Origin of the sequence: Lentzea albida (assembly GCF_900111005.1) — a bacterium.
GTDB classification, from domain to species: domain Bacteria; phylum Actinomycetota; class Actinomycetes; order Mycobacteriales; family Pseudonocardiaceae; genus Lentzea; species Lentzea albida.
The window spans coordinates 124,002-148,882 of the sequence record NZ_FOFV01000005.1; the positions used below are offsets into that span (position 1 = coordinate 124,002).

Annotated in this window: 22 protein-coding genes; 5 read left to right on the plus strand and 17 right to left on the minus strand. The window is 71.3% G+C overall.

Annotation, left to right across the window (positions count from 1 at the left end):
* Positions 1-5: 5 nt before the first annotated feature.
* The 3 genes from BMY74_RS15145 to BMY74_RS15155 form a co-directional block, all read right to left on the minus strand.
* A complete protein-coding gene (locus BMY74_RS15145; protein ID WP_245786134.1) occupies positions 6-395 on the minus strand; it encodes a MerR family transcriptional regulator in 390 nt (129 codons plus the stop codon).
* A 265-nt stretch (positions 396-660) separates the two neighbouring features.
* Complete coding sequence (locus BMY74_RS15150; protein WP_089916105.1) at positions 661-2,097, minus strand: dihydrolipoyl dehydrogenase family protein; 1,437 nt, start codon at positions 2,095-2,097, stop codon at positions 661-663.
* A 1-nt stretch (position 2,098) separates the two neighbouring features.
* Positions 2,099-2,665 carry a hypothetical protein gene (locus BMY74_RS15155; protein WP_089916108.1) on the minus strand — a complete coding sequence of 189 codons (567 nt, stop codon included), beginning with the start codon at positions 2,663-2,665 and terminating at the stop codon, positions 2,099-2,101.
* Between the two features lie 110 nt (positions 2,666-2,775).
* Here BMY74_RS15155 and BMY74_RS15160 point away from each other — a divergent pair, with 110 nt between their 5' ends.
* Entirely contained in the window at positions 2,776-3,381 is a 606-nt protein-coding gene (locus BMY74_RS15160) for a TetR/AcrR family transcriptional regulator (RefSeq protein ID WP_089916111.1), read from the plus strand.
* A 46-nt stretch (positions 3,382-3,427) separates the two neighbouring features.
* On the opposite strand, the gene BMY74_RS15165 is transcribed toward BMY74_RS15160, so the two are convergent.
* Both BMY74_RS15165 and BMY74_RS15170 read right to left on the minus strand, forming a co-directional pair.
* Complete coding sequence (locus tag BMY74_RS15165) at positions 3,428-4,870, minus strand: aldehyde dehydrogenase (RefSeq protein ID WP_089916113.1); 1,443 nt, start codon at positions 4,868-4,870, stop codon at positions 3,428-3,430.
* Positions 4,871-5,562: 692 nt separating this feature from the next.
* Entirely contained in the window at positions 5,563-6,441 is an 879-nt protein-coding gene (locus BMY74_RS15170) for a CE1 family esterase (protein ID WP_089916891.1), read from the minus strand.
* Positions 6,442-6,629: 188 nt separating this feature from the next.
* On the opposite strand from BMY74_RS15170, the gene BMY74_RS15175 reads away from it, so the two are divergent.
* Positions 6,630-7,208, plus strand: a complete 579-nt coding sequence (locus BMY74_RS15175; RefSeq protein WP_089916116.1) for an SDR family NAD(P)-dependent oxidoreductase — start codon at positions 6,630-6,632, stop codon at positions 7,206-7,208.
* A gap of 20 nt (positions 7,209-7,228) precedes the next feature.
* Here the strand turns inward: BMY74_RS15175 and BMY74_RS15180 are convergent, their stop codons facing one another.
* The 11 genes from BMY74_RS15180 to BMY74_RS15230 all read right to left on the minus strand — a co-directional run bounded on the left by BMY74_RS15180 (position 7,229) and on the right by BMY74_RS15230 (position 21,760).
* Positions 7,229-8,170 (minus strand): ketopantoate reductase family protein, encoded by a 942-nt coding sequence (locus BMY74_RS15180; RefSeq protein ID WP_089916118.1) that lies wholly within the window; start codon positions 8,168-8,170, stop codon positions 7,229-7,231.
* Between the two features lie 28 nt (positions 8,171-8,198).
* Positions 8,199-9,380 carry a cytochrome P450 gene (locus BMY74_RS15185; RefSeq protein ID WP_245786135.1) on the minus strand — a complete coding sequence of 394 codons (1,182 nt, stop codon included), beginning with the start codon at positions 9,378-9,380 and terminating at the stop codon, positions 8,199-8,201.
* A 255-nt stretch (positions 9,381-9,635) separates the two neighbouring features.
* Positions 9,636-11,945 carry a hydantoinase B/oxoprolinase family protein gene (locus tag BMY74_RS15190; RefSeq protein ID WP_089916122.1) on the minus strand — a complete coding sequence of 770 codons (2,310 nt, stop codon included), beginning with the start codon at positions 11,943-11,945 and terminating at the stop codon, positions 9,636-9,638.
* The gene (locus BMY74_RS15195; protein WP_089916124.1) at positions 11,942-14,059 is read right to left on the minus strand and encodes a hydantoinase/oxoprolinase family protein; all 2,118 of its coding nucleotides are present in this window, start codon (positions 14,057-14,059) and stop codon (positions 11,942-11,944) included. Before BMY74_RS15195 ends, BMY74_RS15190 begins: the two co-directional genes overlap by 4 nt.
* Positions 14,060-14,079: 20 nt before the next feature.
* Positions 14,080-15,720 (minus strand): FAD-dependent monooxygenase, encoded by a 1,641-nt coding sequence (locus BMY74_RS15200; RefSeq protein WP_089916127.1) that lies wholly within the window; start codon positions 15,718-15,720, stop codon positions 14,080-14,082.
* Positions 15,717-16,499 (minus strand): alpha/beta fold hydrolase, encoded by a 783-nt coding sequence (locus BMY74_RS15205; RefSeq protein WP_245786136.1) that lies wholly within the window; start codon positions 16,497-16,499, stop codon positions 15,717-15,719. Before BMY74_RS15205 ends, BMY74_RS15200 begins: the two co-directional genes overlap by 4 nt.
* A gap of 67 nt (positions 16,500-16,566) precedes the next feature.
* On the minus strand, positions 16,567-17,880 hold the full coding sequence (locus BMY74_RS15210) for an MFS transporter (protein WP_245786137.1): 1,314 nt from the start codon (positions 17,878-17,880) through the stop codon (positions 16,567-16,569).
* A gap of 378 nt (positions 17,881-18,258) precedes the next feature.
* Positions 18,259-18,825, minus strand: coding sequence for a hypothetical protein (locus tag BMY74_RS15215; protein WP_089916134.1), 567 nt, complete (start codon positions 18,823-18,825; stop codon positions 18,259-18,261).
* 343 nt (positions 18,826-19,168) lie between these two features.
* Positions 19,169-19,918 carry a 3-hydroxybutyrate dehydrogenase gene (locus BMY74_RS15220; RefSeq protein WP_218159633.1) on the minus strand — a complete coding sequence of 250 codons (750 nt, stop codon included), beginning with the start codon at positions 19,916-19,918 and terminating at the stop codon, positions 19,169-19,171.
* Complete coding sequence (locus BMY74_RS15225) at positions 19,915-20,781, minus strand: VOC family protein (protein WP_089916139.1); 867 nt, start codon at positions 20,779-20,781, stop codon at positions 19,915-19,917. Before BMY74_RS15225 ends, BMY74_RS15220 begins: the two co-directional genes overlap by 4 nt.
* A 550-nt stretch (positions 20,782-21,331) precedes the next feature.
* On the minus strand, positions 21,332-21,760 hold the full coding sequence (locus tag BMY74_RS15230) for an organic hydroperoxide resistance protein (protein WP_089916141.1): 429 nt from the start codon (positions 21,758-21,760) through the stop codon (positions 21,332-21,334).
* A 151-nt stretch (positions 21,761-21,911) separates the two neighbouring features.
* Between BMY74_RS15230 and BMY74_RS15235 the strand changes: the two genes are divergently transcribed.
* Together BMY74_RS15235 and BMY74_RS15240 are read left to right on the plus strand one after the other, a co-directional pair.
* Positions 21,912-22,862: an oxidoreductase gene (locus BMY74_RS15235; protein WP_089916144.1), complete on the plus strand. Its 951-nt coding sequence runs from the start codon at positions 21,912-21,914 to the stop codon at positions 22,860-22,862.
* Positions 22,859-23,494 carry a chorismate mutase gene (locus BMY74_RS15240; RefSeq protein WP_089916146.1) on the plus strand — a complete coding sequence of 212 codons (636 nt, stop codon included), beginning with the start codon at positions 22,859-22,861 and terminating at the stop codon, positions 23,492-23,494. Before BMY74_RS15235 ends, BMY74_RS15240 begins: the two co-directional genes overlap by 4 nt.
* A 6-nt stretch (positions 23,495-23,500) precedes the next feature.
* On the opposite strand, the gene BMY74_RS15245 is transcribed toward BMY74_RS15240, so the two are convergent.
* Positions 23,501-24,313 carry an SDR family NAD(P)-dependent oxidoreductase gene (locus BMY74_RS15245; RefSeq protein WP_089916894.1) on the minus strand — a complete coding sequence of 271 codons (813 nt, stop codon included), beginning with the start codon at positions 24,311-24,313 and terminating at the stop codon, positions 23,501-23,503.
* A gap of 83 nt (positions 24,314-24,396) precedes the next feature.
* On the opposite strand from BMY74_RS15245, the gene BMY74_RS15250 reads away from it, so the two are divergent.
* A complete protein-coding gene (locus tag BMY74_RS15250) occupies positions 24,397-24,846 on the plus strand; it encodes a MarR family winged helix-turn-helix transcriptional regulator (RefSeq protein WP_089916897.1) in 450 nt (149 codons plus the stop codon).
* The last annotated feature ends 35 nt before the right edge of the window (positions 24,847-24,881 follow it).

Sequence of the window (24,881 nt, forward strand, 5' to 3'; positions counted from 1 at the left end):
CCGGCTCAGCGGGCCTCGATCCGGGTGCGGAACCGGGTGTTGCCCTCGATCAGCTCGTCGAGCGCGGCCCGCGCCTCGACGAGCCGGGTGATGTCGGCGGTCAGCCGGTCGCGTTCCCCCACCATGGCGACGAACGCGTCCTCGGCGACCTCCAAGTCGGACGTCTCCACGCACGGCAGCAGGCGGGCGATCACCTTGCTGCCGAGACCCGCGTCGAACAGCCGCCGGATGACCTCGACGCGCGAGACGTCCGTCGCCGCGTAGTGCCGCTGACCGCCGACGGAGCGCGTGCTGTGCATGAGCCCCTGCTGCTCGTAGTACCGCAGCGAGCGGGCGCTGACCCCGGTCAGCCGGGCCAGCTCACCGATCTTCATCGTGGCGGTGGAGGCGGTCATGGATCCAGCGTAACCCGGCACCACCACTGTCCGGAGTGGACAGATGCACGCGGGCCGGACCCCGCGGCCGCGCTCCGGTCCGGCGCCCGGCAGGTCGTGCGCGATCGGGCACGACCTGCCGGGCCTGCCGGTGGTGCCGAGATCCGCCGCCACCGGCCGGACCCCGCCACCACCGGCGCACCGCCGCGCGGCTCGCCCACCGCGCAAGCTCGCGGAACGCCGGTGTCCCGCACCTCGAAGAGCACGGGACACCGGCGTGGTGACATCAGCGGCCGTAGGCCTCGAGCAGCCGCAGCCACACCTCGCTGACGGTCGGGAACGACGGGACGGCGTGCCACAACCGGTCCAGCGGGACCTCCGCGACGATCGCGATGGTCGCGGCGTGCAGCAGCTCGGCGACGTCCGGGCCGACGAGGGTGAAGCCGACGATCACCTTGCGGTCCTCGTCGACGACCATGCGGGCGTGGCCGCTGTAGCCCTCGGCGTGCAGCGAGGAACCGGCGGTGGCGGCGAGGTCGTAGTCGACCACGCGGATGCGCAGCCCGGCGGCCTCCGCGGCGGCCGCGGTGAGGCCCACCGCCGCCATCTCGGGCTCGGTGAAGACCACCTGCGGCACCGCGCGCTCGTCAGCGGTCGCCGCGTGGCGGCCCCACGGGCCGACGTCGACGGTCTCGCCCTTGGCGCGGGCCGCGAGGCCGTCACCGAGCGCACGGGCCTGGTACTTGCCCTGGTGCGTCAGGAGAACGCGGCGGTTGACGTCGCCGATCGCGTACAGCCAGCCGTCGCCGAGAGGCGTGCCGTCCTCGCCCAGGACGCGCATCGCGTCGTCGACGGTGAGCCAGGAACCCGGCTTCAGGCCGACCGCGTCGAGGCCGATGTCCTCGGTGTTCGGCGTGCGGCCGATCGCGACGAGCAGCTCGTCCGCCTCGATCTCCTCACCGCTCTTGAGGGTGATGTGCACGGTGCCGTCGTCATCGCGGCGCACCGAGGCGGCCTCGGCACCGACGCGCACGGTCACACCGGCCTCCTGCAGGGCCGCGGTGACGCGCTCGCCGACGAACGGCTCCTGCACGTGCAGCACGCCGTCGCGGGCCAGCACCTCGACCGTCGCGCCGAGGCTCGAGAACGCGGTCGCCATCTCCGAGGCCACGACGCCGCCACCGATGATGGCGAGCCGGCCGGGAACCTCCTTCGCCGCAACGGTCTCGCGGCTCGTCCACGGCTTCGACGCGCGCAGGCCCTCGATGTCGGGGACCAGGGCGCCGCTGCCGGTCGCGACGACGACGGCGTGCCGCGCGGTGAGCGTCGTGACGCCGTTCTCGCCGGTCACCTCGACGACCTTCTCGCCGGTGATCCGGCCGTGGCCTCGGTACAGCGGGATGCCCGCGGACTCGAGCCAGGCGACCTGGCCGTCGTCCTTCCAGTCCGAGGCGAAGGCGTCGCGGCGGCGGAGCACGGCGGCCACGTCGAGCTCGCCCGTCACGGCCTCCCGTGCGCCGGGGAGCTTCTTCACGGCGCGGAGGGCGGCGGCGCTGCGCAGCAACGCCTTGGTCGGCATGCACGCCCAGTAGGAGCACTCACCGCCGACCAGCTCGCGCTCGACGATGGCGACGCTCAGGCCGCCCTGGACCGCGCGGTCGGCGACGTTCTCGCCCACCGGGCCCGCGCCGATGACGACGACGTCGTAGGTTTCCGCAACCATGTCACAGCTCCTTGGAAGTGCGGCGCAGACGCAGCGCCGAGATGAGGAAGAAGACACCGCCGAGGACCGCGTACCCGGCCACGTTGGTCAGTGAGGCGTCCGGTGCGCCCGAACCCAGGGCGAAACCCGAACCGGCGAACACCGAGATGCCGCCGCTGAGGATCATCGACCACTGGCCGCCCATCTTCAGGCGGGAGATGCCGACGGCCAGCTGCACGAGGCCGGCGATGACGGCCCAGGCGCCCCACACGATCAGGACCGCGGGCACTCCGGACGCACCGGCGAAGGCGAGGCCGATCGCGGCCGCCAGGCTGATCGCGATGTTGAGGTAGAGGCCGTACGGGAGCTGGGTGGCGCGGGAGGCGCGCACGTCGACCACGGCCGCGGCCACGTCGAACAGCGGGTACAGCACGATCAGGGCGATGCCGAGCGGCCCGAGCGCCCCGCCCGTGGCGAACAGCACGCCCGCCCAGACGATGGCGAAGGCGAACCGCACGAAGTACAGCCGGCGCAGCGCCTGCGCCGTGCCGGAGGCGGGTGAGTCGACGGGCGAGTCGACGGTGGTCATGGCGTTCCTTCCGAGGTACTGACGAGACCGAACGTTCTATCTGAGATGCAGCATGCTCACTTCCGCTCGAAGTGTCAAGACAGAACGTTCTATCTGATAGATTGGACACCATGGAGCACAGCGAAACCCAAGGGCGACCGTCGGAAGCTCGGTCGCGCCTGCTCGGAACGGCGACCAGGCTCTTCTACGCGGAGGGCATCCACTCGGTCGGCATCGACCGCATCGTCGCCGAGGCGCAGGTGACCCGCGCCACCCTGTACCGGCACTTCCCCGGCAAGGAGGACCTGGTCCTCGCCTACCTCGCCGAAGCCGGTCGAGCCGTCGAGGCCCTGATCGACGACGCGGTCGCCGCCGGGGCGCCCGCGGCCGACACCGTCCGCGCCATCAGCCGGTCGATCGCCCACGGCATCCAGACCTCCGAGTTCCGCGGCTGCGCGTTCCTCAACGCCGTCGCCGAGTACCCCGACCCCGCGCACCCGGTGCACCGTGCCGTGATCGAGCACCGGCAGTGGTTCCTGGAGGTCATGACGGACCTGTTGGCGCGCATCAGGGAGGAGCCCGCCGAGCCCGCCGCCCGGCACTTCGTGATGCTGCGCGACGGCGCCATGACCGCCGGCTGCCTGCACGACCCGGAACTGGTCTGCGAGACGTTCCTGCGCGGCGTCAACGGACTCCTGCAGGCCCACGCGGTCGACCAGACCGGCAGGTCGGCCTGACCCGCGGCCCGGGCGGAGGACGTGTCCACCCGGGCCCGCGCGAGGATCAGAGGTAGATCGACTTGAGCTGCTGGTAGTTGAGCAGCGCCTCCGGGCCGAACTCGCGGCCCATCCCGCTGGCCTTGACCCCGCCGAACGGCGACGCCGGGTCGACCGTGTAGTGGTTGATCCCGATCGTCCCGGTGCGGATCCGGCGCGCCACCTCGAGACCGCGCTCCTCGTCGTCCGTCCACACCGAACCGCCGAGGCCGTACTCGGAGTCGTTCGCGATCCGGATCGCGTCGTCCACGTCGTCGTAGGCGACGATCGACAGCACCGGCCCGAAGATCTCCTCACGGGCGATCATGTCGGCGTTGTCGACGTCGGCGAACACCGTCGGCTCGACGTAGAAACCCCTGTCCAGCCCGGCGGGACGCGACCCGCCGACGATCAGCCGCGCACCGTCGGACCGGCCCTTGGCGATGTACCCCTCGACCCGCGAACGCTGCCGCGCGCTCGCCATCGGACCGACCTGGGTGTTGGGGTCCAGCGGATCCCCGACCGTCAGCCCACCGACCACAGTGGACACGGCGTCGACGACCTCGTCGTACCGGCTGCGCGGCGCCAGCACGCGGGTGCTCGCGAAGCACGCCTGGCCGTTCGCCAGCAGCGTCGCGTTGACGAACTGCTCCCCGATCGCGATGCCGAGGTCGGCGTCGTCGAGCACGATGGCGGCCGACTTGCCACCGAGCTCGAGCGTCACCGGCCGCAGCAACGCGCCGCACGCGGCGGCGATCTGCCGCCCGGCCGCGGTGGACCCGGTGAAGGCCACCTTGTCGACACCGGGGTGCGCCACGAGGTAGGCACCGACCTGACGCCCGGCGGGCACGACGTTCACGACACCCGGCGGCAACCCCGCCTCGTCGACGGCCTCCGCGAACAGGACCGCGTCGAGCACCGTCTCCGGCGAGGGCTTGAGGACGAACGTGCACCCCGCGGCGAGCCCAGGCGCGTACTTGGTGGCGGACAACAACTGCGGCGCGTTCCACGGCACGATCGCCGCCACGACACCGATGGGCTCCTTGCGGATGCGAGTGAGCCCACCGGTCATCGCCTGCCGCACCTCTTCGCCGGAGCCGTCCCGGACCAGGTCGGCGTAGTAGCGCAACAACACGCCGGGCAGCCCGCCCTCGATCCCCTGCGCGAGCGTGATCGTCATGCCGTTCTGCGCGCTGACGGCCCGCGTGATCTCCGCCGCGCGCTTCTCGAGCGCCTCGGCCAGCCGGTAGAGCGCGTCGGCCCGCCGCCCCGGCTCCCAGCTCGACCAGCCGGTGGGATCGTCGAACGCCGCGCGGGCAGCGGCAACGGCGGCGTCCACGTCCTGCTCGTTGCCGTCGGGAACGCTGCCGAGGACCTCCTCGGTGCTGGACCCGATCACCGTGATCCTGGCGGTGGACCGGGGCGCCACCCATTCGCCGCCGATGAACAGCGCGTCGTGGTGCGGATTCACTTGTCTCCCTAGGGTGCTGGGGTCTCGCCGCCCCGGTTGCGCCGCCCTTCGCCGGGTGGGCGGGGACCGGTGGGGGACGCCGTCGCGCGGCGGTCGGCGGGAACGCTGGAGCGCGCCGGGCCGTTGGGCGACGAGCGCGTCGTATGTAACGCTCACTATAGCGGGTGGGGTGGTCGTGCCCCAGTACCGCGATCGTGTGATTGCGCTGCGGCGCAGGCTTTTCCGTCTCGGGTGGGGAGACGGCGGGTGGGGAGACGGCATGGCGGGTGGCGGTGGTGGTGGCGGCGGTCGTGACGTGTCATGGCGCGGCAGGTGGCGATGGCGGACGGTGGGAGCGGCCAGCGGTGGACGGCGGTCGTGACGTGGCGGTGGCGGCCGACGGTGGGTGGCGGCGGTGGGTGGCGCGGTGGGCGGCGGTGTCGTGGTGGTGGTGGTGGTGTCGTGGGGGCTAACGCGTCCCCAGCCAAGACGACCCGCGCTGCGCGGCAGCGCCCCGCGCGACTCGCACCCCAGCGCCGCCCCTCCCGCCCGATCCCAGCGCCGCCCGCCCCACCGAGCGCGGACACCGCCCGCCCCCACCGGCGCCCACGCCACCCGCCCGCCGCGCCCCTGCGCCGCCCACCCCGCCAAGCTCCCAGCACCGTCCCCCACCGGTCCCGCAGCTCCAGGCGGGCACCGGCCACACAGGACAGTCAGCCGCCCAACCCGAAGAACTCCCCCACCAACTCCGCCGTGTTCACGTGGTGACTGGTCTTCCCCAACACCCCCGGCACCCGAGCCGGCCCGGGAATCGTGTGCCCACCCCCGTGGACGGTGTACAGCACCACCGGCGGCCGCCCCTCCTGCCGGTACGACGTGCGCTCCACCTCCGTGGGGTCGCCCGCCTCGACCTGGGGCAGCCGCGAGGTCGTCGGGGTCGCGGTGATGCCGTTGCGCTCGGCGAAGTACACGGCGGTCTGCGGCGCGGACAGGCTGAGGCCGCCCACCTTGAAGAACTTCCGCTGCCACCAGGGGAAGCCGCCGCCCTCGTAGGAGACGATCGGGTCCTTCGTGCCGTGGATCAGCAGGACCGGCAGCGGGGTGGGTGACGGGTCCTCGGCGAGGAAGTTGTCGGGGACCGGCATGGTCGCGGCGAGCACGGCGGCGCCGGCGAGCAGGCCGGGTGCCTCGTGGGCCAGGCGGATGACCATCTGGCCGCCGTTCGAGTAGCCGAGGGCGAACACCTTCTCGCGGTCGATGCGGTGGTGCTCGCTCAGCAGCTCGACCACTGCTCGGGCGAAGCCCACGTCGTCGATGTTCTCCTTGCGGGCCGGGAAGTAGCTCTCGCTGCGGGCGTCGTTCCAGTTGCCGCGGTGACCGTCCAGGTAGGCCACCACCGCCTGGCCCGACTCCGCCAGGGCGTCGTACGCGCCGCCGGTGAAGTCGCGGTGGACGTCGCCCGTCTGGCGGGAACCGTGGAAGACCAGCAGAAGCGGGCGCGCGGCGCCGGGGGTCTCGACGGTGGTGAAGGTCCGGGTCCGCCCGGCTACGTCCACGCTCTCGCGCGTCACGGTTGCGGTGGTGGTGGGCATGAGGCTCACGATCCTTTTCGTACGCCAAAGCGGATGCGCTATCCGTTTCAAGGTAACACAGGCGGATAGTGCATCCGCTTCGGTGTGAGCGCGGGCACCGCGAGGAGTCGCCGTCTCATGGACGCAGCCCGCCCTCCTTTTCCTGCCTTAGCCACAGAACTCAGCGCACCTCCCGGAGCGAAGCGACGATGGCAACCGTCCTGATCACCGGAGCCTCCCGCGGCATCGGGCTCGAAACCGCGCGGGCGCTCGTCACCGCCGGCCACTCCGTCTGGACGGGCAGCCGCGACAAGGCCCGCGGTGAAGCGGCCGCCGCGGCCGTCGGCGGTCGCTTCGTCCAGCTCGACGTCCTCGACGACGAGTCCGTAGCGGCGGCGGCCGGCACCGTGGGGGCGCTGGACGTGCTGATCAACAACGCTGGCGTCCTCGAACCGAACGTGCCGCTCCCGGACGTGACGACCGCGGAGCTGATGGCCGTCTTCGACACCAACATCTTCGGCGCGGTGCGCACCACCAACGCGTTCCTACCCGCGCTCACCCGGTCGGCGGCCGCGGCGGTGGTGAACATGTTCACGGCGCAGTACGCCAAAGCGTGTCCGGCTCTGCGCGTCAACTGCGTCAACCCCGGCCTGACCGGCACGGACATGATGAACGGGTTCGGTCAGCCGCCGGCGGTGGCCGCGGCGGCGATCGCCCGGATCGCCACTGCCGGGCCGGAGAGCCCGACCGGGCGGTTCCTCGGCGCGGACGGCGTCATCCCCTGGTGACTTCCGTCCACAACGGACGGTCACACCAGCTCGAACACCGGTTCCAGCGCCGCCAGCCTGGGCAGCGCGACGCCGAGCCGCCGCGCTTCGGCCAGCACGTCCCTCGCGTAGACGCCCGCCGGCTCACGGGTCATGTACCCCGTGCGTTCGGTCTGTTCCAAGACGTGGCTGAAGATGTTCTCCCGGCTCAGGGCCTGCCTCAGCACGAAGCCGAGCAGTCCCACCGGAACGCGTGACGCGACGGTCGCGCCCAGGCGCGGGGTCCCTCCCCTGGCCTTCAGCAGCGGGATCATCTCCCGGATGAGCAGGAACGGCTCCCTGGTGGCACCGGCCGACCTCGCGAAGCCCGCACGGCCGCCCGCCGCCAGCACAGGGGCGAGGAACGCGGCGTCCACGATGAAGTGGAACCACAGCCAGTCGCGGAAGTCCCGCACCCGCGACACCGAGAAACCCGTGCGCTGGAACAGGTCGCGCACCACCCGGTAGCGGACACCGCGGTTCGAGTCGTCGCAGAACCCCAGGAAGACGTTCTTCAGCAGGGCGCCGTGCAGTTCGGAGCCGATGAAACCGCCGCCGGCGCCGGGGAACCCCCAGACGACCTGGTCGGCGGGCAGCGGTGAGACCACCGCAGCGGGGTCCGCCCACACGTTGCCGAACACCAGCACGGTCGCGTCGCCGACGTGCGGGGCCAGCACCTCGACCGCGCCGTCCAGCTGGTCGTGGTTGACGCTGAGGACGATCAGGTCGTACTCGCCGTCCAGGTCCTCGCGCAGGGTGACCGGCCACCGCTCGTCCACCTCGGCGCCGCGCGCACGGCCGTCCCTGATCCGCAGGTCGACCTCGGGCGGGAGCTGCGCGGCCCTGCCCGGGCGGACGTAGAACTCCACCTGGTGACCCGCTTCCGCGAAAGCCCACCCGTAGAAAGTCGCGATCGCACCGCGGCCGAAAATAAGAATTCTCACAGCGTTCTCCCCGATCTCGAAAATTCGATTACCAGGTGATCGGAAGTGCGATGAGGCCGTAGACGGCGCTGAGAGCGCGGAACTCGACCTGGTCCCGCGGGACAGCGAGTGCGAGTGACGGGAAACGGCGGAAGAGCGCGGGAAAGGCGACGCGCATTTCGAGCCGGGCGAGGGGCGCGCCGAGGCAGTGGTGCACCCCGTGGCCGAAGCCGAGGTGGCCGACCTCGCCGCGGCGGACGTCGAGCGTGCCGGGGTCGGAGATGAAGTCCGGGTCGTGGTTGCCGGTGTGCAGGCCCACCAGCACGAGGTCGCCGGCGCGGATGGTCTCGTCGCCGAACTCGACGTCGGTGGTGGCGATGCGCGGGACGCCGTTGTGCACGATCGACAGCCACCGCATCAGCTCCTCGACCGCGGGTTCCACGGCCTCGGGGTCGTCGCGGACGGCGGCGAGCTGGTCCGGGTGGCCGAGCAACGCCAGGGTGCCCATCGCGAGCATGTTCGCGGTGGTCTCGTGCCCGGCGACGAGGAGCAGCAGCCCGAGCCCGGCGACCTCCGCCGTCGACAGCTCGTCGCCGTGGTCGCGCACGAGCATGCCGAGCAGGTCGTCGCCCGGCTCCTCCCCGATCCTGGTCACGAGTCCGACCAGGTAGGCGTGGATCTCGCGCTGGGCGGCGGCGCGCTCGGCGTCCGACAGCCTGAGGTCGAGCATCTTGGCGCTGCGTTCCTTGAACTCGCCGCGGTCCTCCCACGGCACGCCGAGCAGTTCGCAGATCACCAGCGACGGCACGGGCAGCGCGAACTCGGCGACGAGGTCGGCCCCCGGTCCCGACCGCTCCAGCGCGTCGAGGTGGTCCTCGACGATGCGCTCGACGAGCGGGGCGAGGTGCCTCATCCGCCGCTGGGTGAACTGGCCGGTGAGCATCCGGCGCAGGCGGTGGTGGTCCGGCGGGTCCATCAGCAGGAGGTTGCCCGCAGGCTCCTCCCCCTCCGCGAAACCGTGCGCCGACGGGACGTTGCTGAACCGGGCCGAGTCGGCGAGGACCGCCTTCACGTCCGCCTGGCGCGTGACGAGCCACGCCGATCCGCCGGCGGGCCACGGCACCCTCCGGACGCGGTCGCCCGTCAGCAGTTCGGCCGGCGGAGCGAACCCGTCCCTCCGCATGAACAAAGGAACGTCGGCCGGAGCAGGACCGGTGCGCGTTTCTGCCACGAGAGATCTCCCCTGGAATTCCGGCGGCTCGTTCCGCCGCCCTGTCATCGACTTTATGCACTCAAGTGGAAAACACCGTCCACTTGCGCGGAAGTGAGAACAACGCGTGCGGGAGCGACTCACTTCGCCGTTCACGCATCGACCGGCAATGCATTCCTGCCGGAAGGGCGCAGGACCCCGGAACAGCGAACTGGCCGGGGGAAGAGGTTCTCCCCCGGCCAGTTCACCGGCGCTGCACCACGCCCAGGAGCAGGCCTAGTTCCAGGCTCGGTAGTCGTCGTGCGGCAGCGGGTGGTCCACCGGAACGACTCGCGAGTTGACCGCGGTCAGGCAGCCGGGGCACAGCAGCTGGCGGAACACGATCTCCGCGTCGACGTACTCCGACGGGTCGTGCCAGATGTGCGGTCCCGCCTCGGTCGGCGCCGTCTCTCGCCGGGCGAGGGAGTCGAAGAACGCGCCGCCTTCGAGCGGTCCGATCCGCGTGCTGCAGTGCACGCACACGACCGTGGAGTCCACGACGGCGAGGTTGTCGTCGAGCCGGCGGGCCTCGGACAGGTCCGCCACGCTGATCTCCTCGGTGCTCAGCCCCGTCACGCCCGCGTCGGTCGCACGCCGTTGGCGCAGCCGCACGCGGGTCGCCGCCGTGGCGTCCGCGTCCACCTCGCCGTCCTCCGCGACGACGACGCCGTAGACGTCACGCGCCGCCTCGGCCGAGACGCGGGCCTGCCGCACGTCCTCGCCGACGCTGTCCTCCTCGCGCAGCAACGGGTCTCCGTACCCACCGCCCGCCTGCCAGTGCAGGTAGAGCGCGTCGCCGGGGCCGAGGTCCGACTCGCCCTCTGCGGGCAGCACCTCGACCTGCCCGCCGAGCTCGTCCAGACCGGCGGGGATCGACGCCACGTCCGCGAGCTGCGGTCCGTCGATACCGCGCACGACGAGGTCGAGCTGCGAGTTGCCGGGGTACCCGCCCGCGAGGCCGACGTTCTGGTTCGCCACCTTGCCGTTGCCCGACACGACGAGCGACATCCGTCCACTTTGGTCCGGGTGCTGGACGTAGCAGACCGAGCCGCTCATGCCGCCGCGCTGCCGGCCGGGGCCGCCCGAGTCCGTCTGCTCGCGGCGCCACAGGGCGACCAGCGGGTAGAGGTACTCGGTCATTTCGACGTCGGGTGCCCGCGCGGAGGGGATGATCAACCGACCACCGGTGTCGACGCCGTCGTGGTGCACCTGGGCGCCGTAGCCGCCCGCCATGACGTCGAAGATGGGCGACACGAAGCGCTTGCTCGCCCCGCCGCGAACGTCCACACCGGACACGACGCAGAGGTCGGTGGTGCCGTTGCAGATGGACTGCACGTCGGTGCGGTGGTCGGGTTCGGCGTCGAGCATCCTCGCGAGGACCTCGGCGACGAGGTTGCCCGCGCCCCACGCGGGGCCGAACGGGCCCTTGCCGACCGCGGCGGGGAAGGACGCGTTGGTGATCGTGTCCTCGTCGGTGACGATCTCGAAGCAGCGCATCAGGCCGCCCGCGGCCCACGGGATGTCCCCCGCCAGCAACGGGAGCATGGTGAACACGATGCCGGCGCGCAGGCCCGGGTAGGGGCAGTTGATGATGCCGGTCTGGCCCGTGGTGCCGCGGAAGTCGAAGACGAGCTTCTCGCCCTCCTTGGTCATCGCGACCTTGATGGCGTGCAGGTTGCGGTCGCCGGTGCCCGACTGCTCCTGGTAGCCGACCGCGGTCCAGGTGCCGTCCGGCAGGTTCGCGAGCTTGGCCCGCAACCGGCGTTCGGCGTCGTTCATCATCCGGCGCATCACGGCCTTGACCGTGTCGGCGCCGTACTTGGTGATGAGCCTCAGGATCTGGTCGCCCGCGTTCTTGTTCGCGGCGATCTTGGCGCGCAGGTCGAGGCCGACCAGGTGGGGCAACCGCGAGCGGCGCACCCAGGCGTCGGCGATGTCGCGCTGCAGCACGCCTCCGCGCACGACCTTCATCGGTGGTGTGGGCACGGCCTCACCGAAGACGTCCTGCGCCGACGGGCTGAACGAGCCGGGGCGCGGGCCGCCGAGGTCGACCTGGTGGGCGATCGCCGTGGTCCAGCCGAACAGCTTGCCGTCGTGGAAGATCGGCGCGAGGATCGCGGCGTCGTTCTGGTGCAGGCCGCCGCCGATCCACGGGTCGTTGCACAGGAACATGTCGCCCTCGGCGATGCCGGGGTTGTCGCTGCGGTTGCGCAACGTCCAGGTGATCGCCAGGTCCATCGAGCCGATGAGGCCGATGTTGTAGGTGCCGACCTGGACCTGCTCGCCGAGCTCGTCGCAGATGGAGAAGTTGAAGTCGTTGGACTCGGTCACGACGTGCGAGCCCGACATCCGCCGCAGCGTCTCGCCCATCTCCTGGGTGATCGCCCAGAGGCGGTGCCGCACGACCTCGTAGGTGAGCGCGTCGACCTGCTCGTGGTCGTCGGCGATCTGGTGCAGGGGAAGGGAAGGGGAGATCTGCGCCAGCAGCTCCTCCCTCGGCATCGGGCGGCTGGTGAACTCGTCCGCGCCGGGGATCCGGGATGTCATGAGGGCTGTCCTCCCTGGTAGCGCAGCACGAGGTTGCCGAGGTGGTCGACGGTGCCGGTGACGCCGCCCGGGACCACGACGACGGTGGTGGGGACCTCGACGATCGCGGGGCCCTGCAGCACGTGGCCCGCGCGCAGCAACGAGTAGTCGTAGACGGGGGTGGGGACGAAACCAGCCTGCGAGTCGAGGCAGACGTCCCGTTGGCCGAGGAGCGCCTCGGACGGGTCCTCGCCGTCGCCCCGGGGAACGCGCGGCAGCTCGACCGGGAAACCGAGGCTCGCCTTGGCGCGCATGCGGTAGGTGATCGCCTGCACGCCGGCCTCGCGGAAGCCGGAGCCGCTGCCGTTGATGCGCTCGTACTGCTCCTCGAAGCGTTCGAGGACCTCGTCCCCGGTCCTCTCGGTGAACGTCCCGTCCGGTACGGCGGTGGACAGTTCGGTGACCTGCATGGAGTACCGCAGGTCGACCTCGCGCTCGAGCACGACGTCGTGGAACTTCACCTTCTGCCGGTCCAGCGCGCGCTGGAGGTCGGCTTCGAGGCGCGCGTAGTGCGACTCCAGCACGGTGTGGTCGACCGGGAAGGCCGAGGGGTCGGACAGCTCGGCGCTCAGCGAGACGTCGGAGGCCGCGAGCCCGTAGGCCGAGAACGCCGACGCGACGGGACCGAGCGGGACGACGACCTCGCGGACACCGAGGTCCTGGCAGTAACCGGCGCAGTGGGCGGGACCGGCCCCGCCGAACGCGTAGGCGACGAAGTCGCGCGGGTCGAAGCCCGCCTGCACGACCGCCCGCCGCAGCAGGTCGCCGGCCTGGGCGTTCTGCACCTCGTGGATCGCGATGGCGGCCTCTTCGACCGTGAGCCCGAGCGGCTCGGCCACGTGCACGCGGATCGCCTCGCGCGCCAGGTCCATCCGCAACGGCTTGCGGCCGCCCAGAAGTCCGCGCTCGCTCAGGATGCCCAGCACCAGGTTGGCGTCGGTGTTCGTGGGACGCGTGCCGCCGTTGCCGTAACAGGCGGGCCCCGGCACGGCTTCCGCGCTCTGCGGTCCGAGGCGGAGGTTGCCGCCCGCGTCCACCGACGCGAGCGCGCCGCCGCCGGAACCGATGGTGTGCACGCGGATCGTGGCCGCGTTGATCGGGAACTGGTTCACGATCGAACCGGGCGCCATGACGGGTTCGCCGTCGACGATCAGCCCGGCCAGGAACGTCGTGCCGCCGACGTCCGTGGTGATCACGTTGCGGTGCCCCAGCTGTTCGGCCAGGCGCTTGCCACCGATCACACCGCCGGACAGCACCGAGCCGATCGTGGTGATGGCGTGCTCGGGAGCGCGGTCGGCGGTGATGGTGCCGCCCTCGCTCTGCATGACCAGCAGCGGTCCCCTGAGGCCGCCCTCCTCCAGCTGCTTCTGCAACGGCAGGAGGTAGGTGCGCAGCTTCGGGCCCACCTGGGCGTTCATGATCGTGGTCGAGGTGCGCGAGAACTCGCGGATGCGCGGGCTCACCTCCGACGACAGCGTCACGTACAGCTCCGGCGCGATCTCGTGGATCAGCTGGCGGACGCGCTGCTCGTGCGCCGGGTTCTTGAACGACCACAGCAGGCAGACGGCGATGGCCTCCACGCCCTGGTCCACGAGGGTCTGTGCGACGCGGCGGACCTCGTCCTCGTCCAGCGGCACCAGGACGTCGCCCGTGTAGTCCACCCGCTCGGTGACCTCGAGCGCCCGGTACTTGGGGATCAGCGGCGCGGGCTTGCGCTGCCGCAGGGTGTCCTGGATCTCGTGCGCCGACCGGCCGAGCGTGCGGCCCTCGGCGTTCATGATGTAGATCGCGTCCCGGTGGCCCTTGGTGGCGATGAGGCCGACGTCGGCCACCTCTCCCTGGACGAGGGCGTTGATCGACGCCGTGGTGCCGTGGGCGATGTAGTCGGTCTGCGAGAGGAGCTCTCCGACGCCGATGCCGAGCTCGGCGGCGAGGTCCTCGATCGCCTTCATGACACCGACCTCGCGGTTCGGCGGTGTCGTCGGGGTCTTGGCCGAGACGATCCGCCCGGCTCCGTCGGACGCGACGGCATCGGTGAACGTGCCGCCCACGTCGATGCCCAGTGCGTAAGGCATGTGCGTTCTCCTGGTGGTTCTTATCGCTGGTGGGCGGTGACGCGTCCGGTGGCCGTGTGCAGGAGCTCGTCGGGGAAGCCGTCCGCGCCGCCCATCCAGGCGACGTGCTGGTCCGGGCGCACGAGCAGCAGTGCCGCGGGGTACCGGTCCGCGTGGTCCGCGAGCACGTCGTCCGGCAGGTCGACGACGGCGAGCGGCACGCCGGTCTCCCCCGCCGCCCAGACCCACGGTGCCGTGTCGGCGCTGTTGTCCGTGCGCAGCAAGGTGAAGCCGGGCCCGAGGAGGTCGAGCACCGACCTGCCGTCGTCGAGCCAGCTGTGCGGCAACCGGAACCCGGGCTGGGCCCTGTCCTGGTAACCGCCCATGCTGATGGCGTCCTGCTCCTCGCCCCCGATCACGAGCGGGGAACCCGCGTAGTGGTAGCCGAAGCTGAAGCCGTCCGGCGAGTAGCGCGAGGGCTCGGTGATCGCGAGCCGTTCGGCGAACTCCGCGCGGGCCTGCGCGCCCTCGTCGCCGGGCAGGTGGATGTCGGGCGAGAAGCCGGCGAGCGACTTGCGGGCCTTCGCCCCCACGGCCGCGGCGAACTGCTCCCCCACCGGCCTGCGTTCGAGCTCGTAGGCCCGCAGCAGCTCCGGCGGTGCCCAGCCCTGGCGGACGGCCGCGAGCATCCACCCCAGCGCCGCCGCGTCCTGGATGCCCGCGTTCATGCCGAACCCTCCCACCGGGATCCAGATGTGGGCGGCGTCCCCCGCGAGGAACACCCTGCCGTCCTGGTAGCGCTGGGCCACGAGCTGGCGCCCGGTCCAGCGGACGACACCGAGCACCTCGTGTTCGACGTCCGCGCCGACGGCCTCGCGCAGCAGCTGCTCGGGGTCCTCGGCGTCGGTGTCGTGGTCCGGTGCGAACGCGACGTGGTTGAGCCACAACGCATCCCCGTCGATGGCGATGATCGAGGCCTGCTTGCGGCCGTGCGTCCAGTAGGTCCAGGCCCGGTCGCGTGCGGCGATCTCGCCGAGCTCCGGTGACCGGACGAAGGTCGACACGAACTTCTGGATCGCCTCGACGCCCTCGTACCGGATGCCGAGCTGACGGCGGACGGCGCTGTGCGCACCGTCGCAGCCCACGACGTACGCGGCGCGCAGAACTCGTTGCGCGCCTTCGGTTTCCACGACGGCCTCGACGTGGTCGTCGTGCTGGCGCAGCTCGACCAGGCGGGTGCCGCGCTCGATCGACACCGCGGGCAGGCCGTTCGCGTGCCGTTCGAGGAGGGGTTCGAGGTACAGCTGCGAGATGCGGTGCTGGGGCTCCGGCGTCGGCCAGTCCATCATCCCGGTGCCGGAGAGCACCTCCCGCGCCGACGGCAGGTCGATGCGGTAGATCTCCTCGCCGACGAGCGTGGTCCGGTACTGGATCGACGTCGGGTAGTACGACGGCAGTCCGGCGCGCCGGATGTCGTCGGCGATCCCGAGGCGGCGGAAGATCTCCATCGACCGGGCGGAGGTCGTGTTGCAGCGCGGGTTCTCCGCGCGTTCTTCGGACGCCTCGACGACGTGACACCGCACGCCGCGCTGGGCGAGGTCGATCGCGAGCGTCAGCCCTGTGGGGCCTGCTCCGACGACCAGGACGTCGAGCAGTTCGTCACTGCCGGGTTGCTGTGTCATGAGCTGATGAACTCCCCTACCAGGGCGCAGAACTCGTCCGGCCGGTCGATGTGGATCCAGTGGCCGGCCCCGGCGACCACCTCCAGCCGGCCGTGGGGCAGTGCGGCGGCGAGGCGCCGCGAGACCTCGACGGGTGAGACCCGGTCGTGCTCCCCGTGCAGCGCCAGCACCGGTGTGGAGATCGACGCGAGGTCGACGGCGGGTGCGTCGACGGCCGCGAACATCGACCGGAAGGCCTCCTCGGCGCCGGGGCGCAGTGCCTGGCGCACGCGGAAGTCCGCGAGCTCGTCGAGCAGGTCGCCGTGGACGCTCTCGTCGGCGACGAGCCGCGCGAGGGTGGCGCGCATGGACTCCTTCGTCGGCTCGCCGTAGAACGGGACCGCGGCGGGCAGCGGCCCGGTGCCCGCACCGCCCATGACGACCGCGCGGCGGACCCGGTCCGGCGCGATGGCGAGCAGCGCCAGCGCGGCGGCCCCGCCGGCGGCGGAGTTGCCGACGAGGTTCACCTTCCCGAGTCCGTTGCGGTCGAGCAGGTCGAGGACCTGCCGTGCGCGGGCGTCGGCCCACGCCCGCGGTCCTTCGAGCCCCTCGGTCCCGGCGGCGGTGACCTGGACGCCGAAGCCGAGCAGGTCCGGCGCGACGCAGTCGAACTCCGCGCGGAGCCGGGTCGTCACCGCCGCCCAGTTGCTGACGGCGTCGACACCGGGCCCACCGCCGTGGAGCAGGACCAGTGGGAGATCGGCGCCTGTCACGGCGACGTCCTCCGTTGCGACGGACACCCGGAACCTCCTCGTTCGAGACATTTCACCATCACCCGCGCCACCGCCGGACGCACGTCGGAACCGGTCAGGCTTCCGCGACCGCACCGGCCTTGACCGGCGCGCCGACCGCGTTCGGGGTCGAACGCCCGAACCGCGTCAGGAGCAGCACCGCCGCGCCACCGATCAACGCGGGGATCGTGAACACCTGGTACATCGAGCTCGGCTGCCACCCCGCCTGCACGAGGTAGCCGGCGAACAGCGGTGCCAGCACGGCGCCGAGCCTGCTCACCGCGACCGCCATGCCGAGCGCCGTCGCGCGGGACTCCGCCGGGTAGATCAGCGGCACGATGACGTTGATGCCCGAGATCGTCCCGTTGAGGAAGAGCCCGAGCACGACGGCGAAGACCAGTGCGATCGCCAGCGTTCCCAGGGAGAGCGAGAACAGCACGAGCATCACGGCGGCGAGGCCGAAGTACGCCGCGGTCAGCTTCCGCGCCTCCACTTTGGACACCAGCACGCCGAGCAGCGCCGCGCCCGTGATGCCGCCGAGGCTGAACAGGATGCCGCCGCTGATGCCCTGCTGGTTGGACATGCCCGCCTTCAGCAGGAGGGTGGGCGTCCAGGAGCTCGCGAAGTAGAACGCGGTCTGCGCCGCGGTGAACGCGAGCCAGACCAGGACCGTGCGGACGGCGTTGCCGCCCTGGAACAGCGACTCCAGCGCGACCTTGCGCGAACCCGTGTCGTGCGCGGGCAGCTCGTCGACCGGCTGGCGTCCCATCGAGACGAGGATCTTGTTGAACCTCTGCAGCGCGCCGGCGGGGCGCTTCGCGACCAGGTAGTCCATGGACTCCGGCAGAAACCGCAGTCCCACCAGGAACAGCACGGCCGTCGCGACGGCGCCGAAGACGAACACGGAGCGCCAGCCCATGGAGCCGACCAGCACACTCGTGGAGAGCCCCGCGATGACCGCGCCGATGCCGTAGCCCGTCGTGATCAGCGCGACGGCCGTTCCCTTGCGCTTGTTGTTCGAGTACTCGGAGGTGAGCACCGGCAGGCTCGCCGCCATCGTGCCCACGGCGACACCCGTGACGACGCGGGCGGCGAGGAGCTGCCCGAGGTCCTGGGTGAAGGCCGCCGCCAGCATGCCGAGCGACGCCAGCGCCAGGCTGCCGAGCGTGATCTTGCGGCGGCCGATGCGGTCGGCGAACGGCGCCAGGAAGAGCGCGCCGATGGCCATTCCGGCCAGGCCACCGCTCAGCAGCACGCCCACCGACGACGGGGACAGGCCCCATTCGCGGGTGATGGCCGGGCCGACGAAGGACGTGACCAGTAGATCGAAACCGTCGACCACGTTCATGACCAGGCAGAGGGCGACTGCCTGGACCTGAGCGCGACTCATCGGTGAATTTCTGACCTGCTCGAGAACGTTCACGGGAAACCTCGCTTCGTTGCGACGGTCGTTCAGGCCCCGAAAAAGCCCGGCCCGGCACTGTGGTGCCGATCCGGAGCCCACCCTCTGTATGTAACGCTCACTCTACAACTTGGGGCAGGCGTTGGCCAGCACCAATTGCGACGGCGGCCGTGCGACGACCCTCGGTCGGTGAGCCCCACCGGCAACGATCTATCGGTGGACAGAAGGGCCACACCGGCCGTGGCGCCTGAAAGACCTTCTCTGAACAAACGCCGAACGAACAGCGACCGCGGACCGCGGGGCGCCGGGCGGGGGTTCTGGCGAACCCCGCCACCCGCGCGTCACCGCGTCGTGATCGGGAAGGGCTCAGACCGCGCCGGCCGTCGCGGGGGCCTTCTTCGCGGCGGAACCGAGGCGGATCGCCGACACGAGGAAGAAGATGCCGCCGAGCGCGGCGTAGCCCGCCACGGAGGTCAGCGCGGCGTTCGGCTGCGAGGCCATCAGGATGAACGAGGTGCCGGCGCCCACGGACAGGCCACCACTGAGGATCATGGGCCACTGGCCGCCCATCTTGCGGCGGCCGACGCCGACGACCAGCTGGACGATGCCCGAGACGATCGCCCACGCGCCCCACACCTGCAGGATGCCGGGGATGCCGGTCGTGCCGCTGGCGATCGCGATGCCGAGGGCCGCGAGCGTGCTGACGGCGACGTTGACGTACAGGCCCAGCACGTTCTGGGACTGCTTCGAGGAGCGGGCGTCGACGATGGCGGCGGCCACGTCGAACAGCGGGTACAGGATGACGAGCGTGATGACGATCGGCCCGAGCTCGGACCCGGTCACGCCCACCAGGACGGCCCAGACGAGTGCGAACGCGGCACGGACGAAGTACAACCGCCGCAGGGACGACGCGGCAGGACTGGTGGCAGTCACGGGATTTCCTTCGGTTCGATGTGGACGGCCCGGCTCATCGCGTCGTTCGCGCGCCAAGACCGAATTCCTTGCCCCACGTCCGAGGAGACGGACACCGGGGCGGTGTATAGAACGATCGCTACACCGGTACTGTATCGACGGCCCGTGACGGAGTCAAGACCGAACGTTCTATCTCATCCAGGTGGGTGACGATCGGGCACCGGCCGGTGTCGCCCTTGTGGTCTGAAGCCGAAGCCTCAGTTCCTGTTTCCGTTGCGCGGCAACGACATTCACCCACCGGATCGTCCCAGTCGCTCTCGGTCACGCGCACCACGGTGTTCCGCGCCCCGGAACGCCTCCGTCGTCAGGAGGCGCTCCAGCCCCCGTCGAGGACCATCTCGGTGCCGGTGACCGAGTTCGTCTCCGGTGAGCACAGGTAGGCCACCGCACCGGCGACCTCGGCCGGTTCGATCAGGCGCTTGACCGCGGTCTTCGCGAGCAGCACCTCCGCCAGCACGTCGTCGACGCTCAGGCCGTGCGCCTTCGCCTGGTCCGCCAGCTGGTTCTCCACCAGCGGGGTGCGCACGTACCCAGGGCACACGCAGTTGCTCGTGACGCCCTTGGCCGCGCCCTCCAGCGCGATCACCTTCGACAACCCCAGCAGTCCGTGCTTCGCGCTGACGTAGGCGGACTTGTAGGCGCTGGCCCGCAGTCCGTGGACGCTGGCGACGTGCACGATCCGCCCCCAGCCGCGTTCGTACATCCCCGGCAACACGGCGCGGCTCAACAGGAACGGCGCCTCCAGCATCAGCCGCAGCATGAAGGCGAACCGCTCCGGCGCGAACTCCTCGACCGGCGACACGTGCTGGACCCCGGCGTTGTTGACGAGGATGTCGGCGTCGAACCGCTTGTCCCCCAAGCTCTTCGTGTCACTCAGGTCGAGCGGCAACGCCTCACCGCCGATCTGCCTCGCCATCCTCTCGGCACCGTCGGCATCGACGTCGCAGACGACGACGTGAGCACCGAGCCCGGCGAGCCGGGTGGCCACAGCGGCCCCGATCCCGCTCGCCGCACCCGTGACGAGGGCACGCCGACCGGCGAGCGCGCCCGTCACGACTTCGCCCCGGCGAAGGGGTTGGTGTCGGTGTGGCGGTGTCCCCAGACGCTGGCCTGGCCGAAGTCGTGGGGGACCCAGTCGTCGTCGACTGTGATGCCGCCGCAGCCGATTTCGAGGTGGAAGCCGCTGGGGTTCTTGACGTAGAAGGAGATGGCTTTGTCGTTCATGTGGCGGCCGAGGCTGATGGAGACGGGGACGTTGTTGGCGTGGGCGCGGTCGTGGGCGCGGCCGACGTCGTCGATGGTGGCGTGCTCGAACTCGAGGTGATGGATCGAGGCGGTGTCCGCCGTACCGAGAGCGATGCTGTGGTGCGTGGAGTTGCAGCGCAAGAAGAACAGGCCGGGTGAGCGGTAGTCGGTGAGCCGGAACTCCAGCACCGTCTCGTAGAGGTGGCGCAGTTCGGTCAGGTGGGGGGTGGCCAGGACGAGGTGGCCGAGTCCGGTGATGCCGGGACCACCGGTGGGGCGGTCGGCGGCGACACGGACCTTGGTCTCGCCGATGGCCAGTTCGACCCGGAACCCGGCGGGGTCGGTGAACCAGCGCAGATGCGTGGCACCCCGCAGGTCGCGTTCGTCGTCGATGCCCTCGGCCACGGTGTAGCCGGCCACGGTGAGGCGGTGGGTGAGGCGGTCGAGTTCGGCGGGGGTGTCGACCACCCAGCCGATCTCACGCGGAGAGTCCTCGGTCGACGGGTAGAGCGCGACCCGGTATTTGAACTCGTCCATCTCAGCGAGCGCGATCGTCTCCGTACCCGACTTGGCGTCGGTCACCCCGACACCCAGCGTGCGCCACAACAGATCGGTCCACGCGTCGACATCGGTGACGTTCAAGCCGACATAGCCCAGCTTTCTGATACCCACCAGGTCACCCCTCCGACATAGAGTTGTATGTAACGCTCACTATACGACTCGTGAGGCCGGCGAGATCTCGCGAACGGGCGAAAGCCGCCTGACGGCCCAACTGCCGGGTGCGGGCCACCGGGGGCGAACGGCGCAGCCGTCCCCAACCCCGCTGCCCCGCACCGACCGAGCCTTCGGCGGCCGGCGAATCCTGCCCACAACCCCAGCCCCCCAAGGCGGGGCCCCGGGACGACCAAGCCTTCGGCGGAGAGCCGGTCCACGCCCGCGATCCCAGCCACCCGCCGCCCCGCGACGACCAAGCCTTCGTTGGACAGCCAGTCCCCACCCACAACCCCAACCACCCGCCCCCGCACCGACAAGACCCTCGGCACACAGCCAGTCCTCACCGGCAACTCCAGCCCCAAGGCGAGCCACCGCCCCACCCCACACCGCGGAGCTCCAACCCAGCACCTACCAACCCGCGCACGAAAAAGACCGGGCCGGCGATCCCCCGCCGGCCCGGCCGCTGCGAGGCTGCACCGGCGTTCCCCCGCCGGTGCAGCCGCTCCACTCAGGCGACAGTCGCGTCCACGGTGACCGGGATGTTGCCGCGCGTGGCGTTGGAGTACGGGCAGATCTGGTGCGCGGCTTCGACGAGCTCGTCCGCCACCGCCTGGTCCACACCGGAGAGTTCGACGTGCAGCGCGGCGCTCAGGCTGAAGCCACCCTCGGGCGTCGGGAGCACCTGGACCTCCGCGACGACCGCGGAGTCGGTGACCTGGACCTTGCGCTGCGCCGCGACGGCCTTCAGCGCCGAGTGGAAGCACGAGGCCCAGCCGGCCGCGAACAGCTGCTCCGGGTTGGTGGCGCCGCCGGGGCCGCCCATCTCCTTCGGGATCGCGAGCGAGATGTCGAGCAGGCCGTCGTCGGTCCTGGCGTGCCCTCCGGCCCTGCCGTCACCGGTCGAGGTGGCGATGCCGACGTACAGAGGAGTGCTCATGGCGGATCCCTTTCACGATCGCGGACGATCCGCGATACCGAACGTTCTATCGAGCTCCATCGTGCAGACGCGGACGCGCGTTGTCAAGACCGAACGTTCTATCTAAATTCGTGTAGAGTGAACGCTACATCCTGATCAGAGAGGACTTCCCGTGCACCGCTGGTCCTTCGACGACATCCCTGCGCTGTACGGGCGCACCGCGGTCGTGACCGGGTCGAGCACCGGCCTCGGGTTCGCGATCGCCGACGCCCTCGCGCGGCGCGGAGCCGAGGTCGTGCTGGCCTGCCGTGACGCGGGGCGGGCCGCCGCGGCCGCCGACCGGATCTGGGCGGGCTCGCCCGGCGCGGTCGTGCGCACGTTGCCGTTGGACCTCGCCTCTCTCGCGTCGGTCCACACGGCGTCCCACCGGCTGCACGACGAATACGGCCACATCGATCTGCTGGTCAACAACGCGGGCGGGTTCCGCCGGCGGTACTCGCTCACCGAGGACGGGTTCGAGTCGACCATCGGCGTCAACCACCTCGGCCCCTTCGCGTTCACCGGACTCGTTCTCGACCTGCTGCAGGACACGCCGGGCGCTCGGGTGGTGACGGTCGCCAGCAACGGCCACCTCAACGGCACGATCGACCCCGCCGACCTCGACCCCGAGGCGGGCCCGCGGTACCGGTTCGCGAAGGCCTACAACCGGGCCAAGCTCGCCAACCTGCTCTTCGCCCACGAGCTCGACCGGCGGCTGCGGGCGGTCGGCGCCCCGGCGATCTCCGTGGCCGGTCACCCCGGACTCGCGAGGACCGAGGGCGGGCGCGAGATGAACCGGCTCGTCCAGATCGTGCTCGACCCGAGGGTCAACCCGCTGATGTGGAAGCTCTCCCAGAGCGCGGAGATGGGGGCGCTCGGCCCGCTCCGCGCCGCCACCGACCCGCTCGCCCGCGGTGGCGACTACTACGGCCCGCGCGGCCGCACCGGTCACCCCGAACGGGTGACCTCCTCCAGCCTCTCCCACGACGCCGTCGTGCAGCGCCGCCTGTGGGAGGAGTCCGAAAGACTGACCGGCGTCACGTATCCGACGAAACGATCACGGAAGAACGAGGCAAGCAGTTGAGCAAGAGGACCCGTCGCATCGCGGTCACCGCCCTCACGGTGGCCGGCGCGATCTCGCTGACCGTCCCCCAGGCCACCGCGGCCCCGCACGCCGCGACACCGAACGCCGAGGTCGCGAGCAGCGCGGTCACGACCGCCGGGTCGTTCGGCAGGCTCGGCCCGCTGACCGACCTCGTCGTCGAGCGCCTCCTCGTGAGCGACGACGTGGCGGCGTCCAAGTTCGGCACCGCCTCGCCGATCGAGGACCCCGTCCGCGAGGAGCAGGTGCTCCAGCAGGTGCGCGCGCAGGCCGTCGGCGCCGGGGTGGACCCGGAGGCCGCAGCGGTGTTCTTCCGGGACCAGATCACGGCGAGCAAGGTCGTGCAGAAGGGCCTGTTCGCACGCTGGACGGCACACCCGGAGGAGGCTCCCACCACGCGTCCCGACCTGGCGCAGATCCGCGTCCGGCTCGACCAGCTGACCACGGCGCTGCTCGGGCAGCTCAAGGCCACCGAGGGCGTGCGCGCCCAGCACGTCCCGTGCACCGTGCAGCTGGTCCTGGCCACCACGTCGGCGACCGTCCTGCAGGACCTCGACGGCCTGCACCGCGAGGCACTCGGCTCGGCGGTGCGGTCCACGTGCGCCGCGCGTTGACGCAGGTCAGCGCGCGTTCTCGGCGTCGGCCACGCGGTCGAACCCCAGCTTCCGGTTGACCAGGGCACCCAGCGCGGCGGTGCGGCGGCGCGTCAGCACCCGGCCCACCCACGTCTGCACCCGGTAGAACCACGAACCGGGGTAGGAGGCGTGCCGGCCCTTCGCGAAGTCGTCGAGCGTCCGCGTGGCGATCTTCTCCGGCGAGTCGGCCGCGTCGCTGATCTTCGCGGTCGTGCCGTCGAGGAAACCCGTCGCGACGGCACCGGGGTGGGCGGCCATCACCCGCACCCCGGTGCCGGCCAGCTCCTGCGCCAGGGCCTCGCTGAACGACAGGACGAACGCCTTCGTGCCCGCGTAGACGGCCTGGTAGGCCAGGGGCTGGAAGGCCGCCGTCGACGAGACGTTGATGATCCCGCCCGCTCCCCGCTCGCGCATCCGGCTCCCTATGCGGTGGGTGAGGGTCACCAGGCCGGTGATGTTGAGGTCCACGCTCGCCAGCTGGGCGTCGAACGGCCGGTCGAGGAACGGGCCGATCGAGCCCGCGCCCGCGTTGTTGAGCAGCAGGTCGACCTCGATCCCGCGGCGCCGCAGCTCGTCGTCGACCTCGCGCGGACCGTCATGACCCGCGAGGTCGGCGGCGACCACCTCCACCCGGACGCCGTGCGCGCTCCGGATCTCCTCCGCCAGCCTGCGCAACGAGTCGGCCGACCGCGCGACGAGCACCAGGTCCGCTCCCCTGCGCGCCAGCTCGAGGGCGTAGGCCGCGCCGATCCCCTTCGACGCGCCGGTGACCAGCGCGGTGCTTCCCGCGAACGACATGACCACTCCATTGCTTCAAGACTTGAAGTATCTGCCCGAGCGTAGCAACTTCAAGACTTGAAGCAAATGACTAGACTGCGGTGGTGGCAGACGCGGAGCTGGAGCGGGCGGTTCGCCTCAACCACGAGATCTTCATGCGCACCAGCGACCGGATCGCGGGCGTCCTCGCCGAGCACGGGCTCACCCACGCGACCGCCCAGGTGCTCTGGGCGCTCGACCCCGCCCGGCCCCCGGCGTCGATGAAGGCACTGGCCGCACAGCTCTACTGCAACGCGTCGAACCTGACCTTCATGGCGGGCCAGCTCCTCGACCGCGGCCTCGTCGAGCGCGCCGTCGACCGGGACGACCGGCGGTCCCGCGTGCTCGTCCTCACCGAGGAGGGCGTCCGGGTCCGCGCCGCGGTGCTGAGCGCGACGCTCGGCACCAGTCCCCTGGCAGGCCTCGCCCCCGACCGGCTCGCCGCACTCCTGGAGCTGATGGAGGACGCGCTCGCCGACACCCGGCGAACCGGCGCTCCCTCCACAGTGGAGTGACCGGAAGGGGGGTGCACCACACCCTTCCGCTCTCC